This is a genomic window from Novimethylophilus sp. (genome assembly GCF_036504375.1).
In the GTDB taxonomy this organism is placed as follows: Bacteria; Pseudomonadota; Gammaproteobacteria; order Burkholderiales; family Methylophilaceae; genus Novimethylophilus.
The window spans coordinates 1-8,336 of the sequence record NZ_DASXVH010000075.1 but is presented as its reverse complement, the minus strand read 5'-3'; the positions used below and the strand labels follow the sequence as shown (position 1 = coordinate 8,336).

Sequence of the window (8,336 nt, the reverse complement as noted above, 5' to 3'; positions counted from 1 at the left end):
TTCGTTGGAAACACACAGCTCATCCATGAATCCAGGGAAACGCGCCAGAGCCCAAGCCGAAATATGGGAACCAGTCAAAAATGTAGCCCAGGCATTGTGGGCTGAAAATTCTAATTTACTAATTGCAGAAGTAATTAGGCGTATTCAAGGGATGACCATTTTCAAGGCATCTATATATACCGAGAGCGCAATTCGCAAACGTATCGCCAAACTTGCTCCAGCAGGAGCAAATAAACCAGGACGGCCACCAAAGAAACACCCTACTTGAGAAATTGAGGCATACCCCTATCTTATTGATACATCGAAGTTATAAATTGAGACAAATTTTATTTTCGTCCTAATTAGCTACCATCCAATTTTTATTTGCTGCACCGTGCAAGATTATTGGTGCTCCTTCAACAACACAGGAGCATTCCATGCAGCACAAGCCCGATGGTTTTATTGAAACCGCCGCAGCCGTGGAGCTGGCCGCCCGAACGCACGCGGAGCGCGCGCCGGACGGACAGGTCCGCGGCGAGGTGGAAGCCACAGTACATCCCTTGCCGCCACAGGTTGACCTGGCGACTGGCGGCGCAGCCGCCGATAGACTTGAAAAGAGGACACATCTCGACGAAGGAAACTACCGCATCACGCTGACCAATTATGGAAATGGGTTAGGTGAAGTGGGCTGGTCCTTTATTCCCGCCAAGAAGCCCATCAAGGCAGGAAAGGGAATGTCGGAGAATCGAGAAGAAAACGAAGATCGTTCGGTCAGGCGTGCACGGTCCCGATTACGACGCTTGATCCTCTCCACCCAGGCCGACCACCTGCTTACCCTCACCTATCGAGAGAACGTCACCGACTTCGATCAAGCCTGCAACGATCTCAACAAGTTCGTCCGGATCGTCAAAGGCAAGCTCCCAGGCTGGATTTATATTGCCGTGGCAGAGCAGCAAAAGCGCGGTGCCTGGCATTGGCACATGGCCGTACGGGGGCGTCAGGATGTCGTGCTGCTGCGCGAGGTATGGCGGCATGTGGTCGGTGAAGGCAACATCGATGTGAATCCACCCAAGGGGAAAGGCAAGTATCGTCTGCTCGGCCTAGTGAAATACCTGGGTAAATATCTCGCCAAGGGATTCCAGGAAGGCAATCGAGAACTCAATGCGCGGCGTTTCCGTGCCTCGCTCGGTATTGCGATCCCTTGCACAGTGATCCCGCTTCCCGCAGATCAACGGACCAATGCCTCTGGCTATGCTGTGCAAATGCTCAAGGCGAATGTCGGAGAAGTGGGGTACGTATGGCTGGCAGAAGATCGTCCGGCAGGTTGGGCGTGTTCCTGGAGGTGATGCGATGAAAATACTCAGAAAGCACCAAGTGCTGGAAATGACGGGCCTTGCCCGATCGACGCTCTATCACTATATCAAGCTAGGCAAATTTCCTGCCCAGGTGAAGCTTGGTTCCAAGATCGTCGGTTGGCTGGAGAGCGAAGTCAATGACTGGATAAGTGCTCGCGTCCAATGCAGGAATAATCATGCGAATTCATAGGACGATAAAAATTATGCCTTTATTGAAATTATCTCTGCTCCAGCTTTTAACTTATCCAAATAGTCCGCCCATAGCTGCATCATTTCGCGGCGCTCTTTTAGAAACTTGGTGCGGTTGTAAGCTGTGCCTAGGGCATCGGGTACTTTATGCGCTAGCTGATGTTCGATGACTTCCGGTTTTTGGTGCAATTCCTCCGCTAGAATAGTGCGGGCCATCGCCCTAAAACCATGTCCGGTTATTTCCGTTTTGGTGTCATAGCCCATGCGGCGCAAAGCTGCATTTACTGCCGCCTCGCTCATGGGTTTTAGTGGATCGCGCCCCGGAAAAACATATTGCTTATGTCCGGTAAGGGCATGCAGTTCGCGCAGAATCGTAACGGCTTGGGCTGCTAGTGGTACGGAATGCTCGGTTTTGGTTTTTGTAACAAAGTAGCGCCACTCGCTTTTATCAAGGTCAAATCCTGTCCATTCGGCGCGGCGTAACTCGCCTGGGCGTACAAATAGCAGCGGGGCCAGCCTCAAGGCGCATTGCACGACAAACGTACCTTCGAAGGCTTCTATGGCTCGCAATAGTTCGCCAACTTTTACCGGATCGGTAATTGCTGCAAAGTTCTTGTGTTTCGCAGGCGCGATTGCTCCGCGCAAGTCTTGCGATGGGTCTCGTTCGGCCCGTCCGGTTGCCACGGCATACCGGAAAACCTGTCCGCAGTTTTGCTTGATGCGTTTGGCGGTATCGAGTGCGCCCCGGCTTTCAGTGCGCCGGATCACGGACAGCAATTCAGGGGCTTTTATCTCGGCAATCGGCCTGCTGCCCATCCATGGGAAAACGTCTTTTTCCAGACGGTAGAGGATTTTTTCGGAATGGCTCTCAGCCCATGAATGCTTATGCTTGGCAAACCATTCGCGGGCAATGGCCTCGAAGCTGTTGGCAGCGTTTTCCTTAATGGATCGCTTTGACTGCTGCTTTACCTCGCCAGGATCAACACCATTTGCCAGCAGCTTGCGGGCATCGTCTCTGCGTTGTCGAGCGTCTGCTAAACTAACGTCAGGATATACCCCCAAGGCTAGCAGCTTCTCTGTACCCCCAAATCGGTACTTTAGCCGCCAATACTTCGAGCCATTGGGGTGCACCAGCAGGAAAAGCCCCCTTTCGTCAGCTAGCTTGTAAGCCTTTTCTTTGGGCTTGATATTAGATACGGCGGTGTTTGTGAGGGGCATTGGGGGTATCTCCCTTTGGGCGATGCAATGTACCCCACATTTATACCCCCATGCACCCCCGGATGCAATAGCACTGGATTGGACGTGATTAGACCGTAAAACAGGAAAACTCGTTTATTTACAATGGATTATTGGACTTGCTTGGACTGCTTTGGATAGGTGGGTGGTGGACCGAAGGAGGATCGAACTCCCGACCTCCGCATTGCGAACGCGGCGCTCTCCCAGCTGAGCTATCGGCCCATGTAACAACTGAATTTTCAACCGCCTGAATTATACTTGCAAATCATCGGGGATAAAACACGGATTAAAGACAGGCCTATGAGCCAATTGTTCAAAAAGCTGGGCTGGGTGGGAATCGCCGTCCTGGGGGCGGCAGCTATCGGGGGCATCGCGCTTAACCGCGGCGAATCGATCAATACGCTGTGGTTCATCACGGCGGCGGTGTGCGTATATGCGATTGCCTATCGCTTCTATGCAGCCTGGATCGCGGCCAGCGTGCTGACGCTGGATGAAACGCGAGCGACGCCGGCGGAGCGCTTCGACAATGGACGCGATTTCGTGCCCACCAACAGGTGGATCGTGTTCGGTCACCATTTTGCGGCGATTGCCGGGCCGGGGCCGCTGGTCGGGCCGACCTTGGCGGCGCAGTTCGGCTATCTGCCGGGGACGCTGTGGATACTGTTCGGCGCGGTGCTGGGCGGTTGCGTGCAGGACATGGTGACGCTGTTTTTCTCGATGCGGCGCGATGGAAAAAGTTTAGGCCAGATGGCGCGCGACGAGCTGGGCTCTATCGGCGGCGCAGCGGCATTGACGGCGACGCTGGCGATCATGGTCATCCTCATCGCGGTGCTGGGGCTGGTGGTGGTCAACGCCATGAAGCACAGCCCGTGGGCCACTTCCACCGTTGCCGCGACCATTCCCATCGCGATGATCGTCGGCCTGTACATGCGCAGTATCCGTCCGGGGCGGGTGCTGGAAGGCTCGGCCATCGGCGTGATGCTGCTGCTGTTGGCGGTGGTTGGCGGCGGCTGGGTGGATCACAACGAAACCCTGCGCGGCCTGTTCGACCACGAGGGTTTGCCGCTGGCCTGGGCGATCATCGCTTATGGATTCATGGCCGCCATCCTGCCGGTGTGGCTGCTGCTGGCGCCGCGCGATTATCTTTCCACGTTCATGAAGCTGGGTACGATCACCCTGCTGGCGCTGGCGATTGTCATGTTGCGGCCCGAGGTGAAAATGCCGGCTCTGACGCAGTTCATCGACGGCACCGGGCCGATTTTCGGCGGGGCGCTGTTCCCGTTCGTGTTCATCACCATTGCCTGCGGTGCGATTTCCGGCTTCCACGCGCTGATTGCGTCCGGCACCACGCCCAAGCTGCTGGCCAACGAACGCGATATCCGCATGATAGGTTACGGCGGCATGGCGCTGGAATCCTTTGTCGCTGTCATGGCGCTGATCGCCGCCACGGTGCTGGAGCCAGGCGTTTATTTCGCCATCAACAGCCCGGCCGGCGTGGTGGGCAAGGAGGCCGCCGACGCGGTTGCCAGGATTTCCTCCTGGGGCTTCCCGGTGACGGTGGAACAGATGCAGATGCTGGCCCGGCAGATGGGCGAAAAATCTTTGTTCGCCCGCACCGGCGGCGCGCCGTCGCTGGCGGTGGGCATGGCCAGTATCTTCGGGTCCGCTTTCGGGCAGGGCATGCTGGCGCTGTGGTATCACTTCGCCATCATGTTCGAGGCGGTGTTCATCCTCACCACGCTGGACGCCGGCACGCGCGTGGGGCGCTTCATGTTGCAGGACATGCTGGGCAATATCTGGCCGAAACTGGGCGAGACTTCCTGGATGCCTTCCGTGCTCCTCACCAGCGGTGTCATCGTCGCGGCCTGGGGCTATTTCCTCTACATCGGGGTGATCGATCCGAACGGCGGCGTCAATATCCTGTGGCCGCTGTTCGGCATCTCCAACCAGATGCTGGCGGCGATCGCGCTGTGCGTGGCGACCGGCATTTTCGTCAAGTCCGGCAAGCTGAAGCAGGCCTGGATCACCGGCCTGCCGCTGGCTTGGTTGGTGACGATCACCACGACCGCGGCTTACCAGAAGATCATGAGCGCAGACGTGCGCGTCGGTTTCTTCGCCGCTGCCAACGACATGGCGACCAAGCTGGCCGCCGGGGTACTGCCACCGGAAAAAGCCGCCGTCGCCCCGCAACTGATCTTCAACCAGCGGCTGGATGCGTGGCTCACCTTGTTTTTCGTCACCCTGTTGTGGGTGATCGTGCTCGACATGCTGCGGGTATGCGCCCGCCACCTCGCCGGCAAGCCGGTGCCGCCGATCTCGGAATCGCCGCACGAGCCGAGTCGGCTGGTGGAAGACTACGTCAGGGATTAACGATGCTGTGTGGAAAATTAGGTGTTTTGTGGCGGGCAGTGCGCCAGCTCTCCGGCGACGACGCCTATGAGCGCTACCTGAAACGGCACGCCAAACATCATCCCGACCAGCTGCCGTCATCGCGCGAGGAGTTTTTCAAGCAGTGGCAGGATAGCAAGTGGAAAGGGGTCAAGCGGTGCTGCTAGAGCGGTGATAGGCCCAGCGCAGCATCCACGCGCCTGCCAGCACCATCGGCAAACTCAGCCACTGCCCCATGCTCAGGCCCAGCGACAGCAGGCCGAGAAAGTCGTCCGGCTGGCGCGTGAATTCGACCAGGAACCGGAAGCTGCCGTAGCCCACCAAAAACAGCCCGGAAACCGCTCCCGCCGGGCGCGGTTTGCTGGAGTAAAACCATAACATCAGGAACAGCGCGATGCCTTCCAGCCCGAATTCGTAAAGCTGCGAAGGATGGCGCGGCAGATTGTCCACCTGCGGAAACACCATGCCCCACGGCAAATCTGTCGGGCGGCCCCACAGTTCGCCGTTGATGAAATTGCCCATGCGCCCGGCCGCCAAGCCCGGCGGCACCAGCGGCGCGATAAAGTCCATCAGTGTCAGCCAGTGCTTACCCTCCTTGCGCGCAAACCAGGCCATTGCTGCCAGCACGCCGAGAAAACCGCCGTGAAACGACATGCCGCCCTGCCACACGGCGAGGATTTCCGCCGGGTGTGCGAGAAAATGCGCCGGCTGGTAGAACAGCACATAGCCCAACCGGCCGCCCAGCACCACGCCCAGCGCGCCGTAGAACAGCACGTCGTCGAGCTGCTTTGGAGTCCAGCCGCATTCCGGATGGTGGCGGATGCGCCATTTACCCAGCCACAGCAGCGTCATGAAACCGATCAGGTACATCAGGCCGTACCAGTGGATGCCGAACGGGCCGAGGTGGATGGCGATGGGGTCGATTTGCGGATGAACCAGCATAAGAGTCGGCGGTCGTAATGAGTTAGAATTAGCGGATTATACGTCAGGATTTTTTCGAGGTTAGACATGCCCAAATACCGTTCCCACACCACCACCCAGGGCCGCAACATGGCCGGCGCCCGCGCCTTGTGGCGCGCCACAGGGATGAAGGATGAAGACTTCTCCAAGCCCATCATCGCCATTGCCAACTCTTTCACCCAGTTCGTGCCTGGCCATGTGCACCTGAAAGACATGGGGCAGCTGGTCGCGAGAGAGATCGAAAAAGCCGGCGGTGTGGCCAAGGAATTCAACACCATCGCGGTGGACGACGGCATCGCGATGGGCCACGGCGGCATGCTGTATTCGCTGCCCAGCCGCGACCTGATCGCCGACAGCGTGGAATACATGGTCAACGCGCACTGTGCCGATGCGCTGGTGTGCATCTCCAACTGCGACAAGATCACCCCCGGCATGCTGATGGCAGCACTCCGCCTGAACATCCCGGTGATCTTCGTTTCAGGCGGACCGATGGAAGCAGGCAAGGTCAACTGGCAGGGTGATGCGCTGAAACTGGACTTGGTCGATGCCATGGTGGCCGCTGCCGACAGCCATGTCAGCGACGAAAAATCCGAAGCCATCGAACGCTCGGCCTGCCCGACCTGCGGCTCCTGCTCCGGCATGTTCACCGCCAACTCGATGAACTGCCTCACCGAGGCGCTGGGGCTGTCCTTGCCGGGCAACGGCTCCGCGCTGGCAACCCACGCCGACCGCAAGCAGCTGTTCCTGCGCGCCGGACGCCTGATCGTCGAGCTCGCCAAGCGCTATTACGAGCAGGACGACGCCACCGTGCTGCCGCGCAGCATCGCCAGCTTTGAGGCTTTCGAGAATGCGATGAGCCTGGATGTGGCGATGGGCGGTTCCACCAACACCGTGCTGCACCTCTTGGCAGCGGCGTATGAGGCCGGCGTGGATTTCACGATGTCGGATATCGATGCGATTTCGCGCCGCGTGCCGTGCCTCTCCAAGGTGGCCCCGGCGACGCAGAAATACCACATGGAAGACGTGCACCGCGCCGGCGGAGTGATGGGCATCCTGGGAGAACTCGACCGCGCCGGCCTGATCCGCCGCGAGGTGCCTACCGTACATGCCCCGACCATGGCCGCCGCACTGGATCAATGGGATATCCGCCGCACCCAGGACGAAGCCGTGACGACGTTCTTCCGCGCAGCACCGGGTGGCGTGCCGACCACCATCGCCTTCAGCCAATCCATGCGCTACCCGACGCTGGACGACGACCGTCATGATGGCTGCATCCGCGACAAGGCGCACGCCTACAGCCAGGACGGCGGTTTGGCGGTGCTGCACGGCAACATCGCGCTGGACGGCTGCATCGTCAAGACCGCTGGCGTGGACGACAGCATCCTCAAATTCACCGGCCGCGCCAGAATCTTTGAAAGCCAGGACGCCGCCGTGGCCGGGATTCTGAATGACGAAATCGTCGCCGGCGACGTGGTAGTGATCCGCTATGAAGGCCCCAAGGGCGGCCCCGGCATGCAGGAAATGCTGTATCCGACCAGTTACCTCAAATCCAAAGGCCTGGGCAAGGTGTGTGCGCTGCTCACCGATGGCCGCTTCTCCGGCGGCACCTCGGGCCTCTCCATTGGCCACGCCTCGCCGGAAGCGGCGGAAGGCGGCGCGATCGGCCTGGTGGAAGAGGGCGACACCCTCGAGATCGACATCCCCAACCGCCGCATCCATCTGGCTGTGCCGGTGGAAGAACTGGAACGCCGTCGTGCGACGATGGAGGCCAAGGGTGTGAAAGCCTGGAAGCCGGTCAACCGGGAGAGAACGGTATCGGTGGCGCTGCGGGCTTATGCTGCGATGGCGACCAGTGCGGCCAAGGGGGCGGTGAGGGATGTGACGCAGGTGGAGAAACGCTGAGTTAGCCTTGGTTGTTCCGGTGTGGGCCGGAAGCTAGGGCGCTGTGTGGTAGCTGATGCCCTCAACTCAGGCTGGTAGATTCTTTAATCTACCAGCCTATGAGTCAGATACGTACACCGTCCTCCCTAAAGTGGCTGCTTGATAAACGGGCAAGGCTGCTAGGGGAAATCAACAGTTATGAATCAGGACGTGCTGATTGAATCGCCCCTAATGCACTAGACACCTTTCAGCCTTAAACTAAGGCGTCAAATGGAGGTGTCATGAGCAGCAAGCGTTACGCAGAAGAATTCAAGATCGAAGCGGTAAAACAGATCACCGAGCGGCGTT

8 protein-coding genes and 1 tRNA gene are annotated in these 8,336 nt (G+C 58.7%); 6 read left to right on the top strand and 3 right to left on the bottom strand.

Annotated elements, in window-relative coordinates; genetic code table 11:
* The 3 genes from VGK14_RS10995 to VGK14_RS10985 all read left to right on the top strand — a co-directional run.
* Positions 1 to 268 (top strand): hypothetical protein (locus VGK14_RS10995; protein ID WP_331509135.1); only part of this gene is annotated, 268 nt, incomplete at its 5' end.
* Positions 269 to 416: 148 nt separating this feature from the next.
* On the top strand, positions 417 to 1,325 hold the full coding sequence (locus tag VGK14_RS10990; RefSeq protein ID WP_331509134.1) for a rolling circle replication-associated protein: 909 nt from the start codon (positions 417 to 419) through the stop codon (positions 1,323 to 1,325).
* Between the two features lie 4 nt (positions 1,326 to 1,329).
* A complete protein-coding gene (locus VGK14_RS10985) occupies positions 1,330 to 1,524 on the top strand; it encodes an AlpA family transcriptional regulator (RefSeq protein WP_331509133.1) in 195 nt (64 codons plus the stop codon).
* A gap of 11 nt (positions 1,525 to 1,535) precedes the next feature.
* Here the strand turns inward: VGK14_RS10985 and VGK14_RS10980 are convergent, their stop codons facing one another.
* Both VGK14_RS10980 and VGK14_RS10975 read right to left on the bottom strand, forming a co-directional pair.
* A complete protein-coding gene (locus tag VGK14_RS10980; protein WP_331509132.1) occupies positions 1,536 to 2,741 on the bottom strand; it encodes a tyrosine-type recombinase/integrase in 1,206 nt (401 codons plus the stop codon).
* 164 nt (positions 2,742 to 2,905) lie between these two features.
* A tRNA-Ala gene (locus VGK14_RS10975) sits at positions 2,906 to 2,981 on the bottom strand.
* Positions 2,982 to 3,059: 78 nt separating this feature from the next.
* Here VGK14_RS10975 and VGK14_RS10970 point away from each other — a divergent pair.
* Together VGK14_RS10970 and VGK14_RS10965 are read left to right on the top strand one after the other, a co-directional pair.
* A complete protein-coding gene (locus VGK14_RS10970) occupies positions 3,060 to 5,129 on the top strand; it encodes a carbon starvation CstA family protein (protein ID WP_331509131.1) in 2,070 nt (689 codons plus the stop codon).
* Positions 5,130 to 5,167: 38 nt separating this feature from the next.
* Entirely contained in the window at positions 5,168 to 5,314 is a 147-nt protein-coding gene (locus tag VGK14_RS10965; RefSeq protein WP_414691718.1) for a YbdD/YjiX family protein, read from the top strand.
* Here VGK14_RS10965 and lgt read toward each other — a convergent pair.
* Positions 5,298 to 6,089, bottom strand: coding sequence for a prolipoprotein diacylglyceryl transferase (lgt, locus tag VGK14_RS10960; protein ID WP_331509129.1), 792 nt, complete (start codon positions 6,087 to 6,089; stop codon positions 5,298 to 5,300). The two genes, VGK14_RS10965 and lgt, sit on opposite strands and share 17 nt — an antisense overlap.
* 66 nt (positions 6,090 to 6,155) lie before the next feature.
* Here lgt and ilvD point away from each other — a divergent pair, with 66 nt between their 5' ends.
* Positions 6,156 to 8,009, top strand: coding sequence for a dihydroxy-acid dehydratase (gene ilvD / locus VGK14_RS10955; protein WP_331509128.1), 1,854 nt, complete (start codon positions 6,156 to 6,158; stop codon positions 8,007 to 8,009).
* Positions 8,010 to 8,336 lie beyond the last annotated feature (327 nt).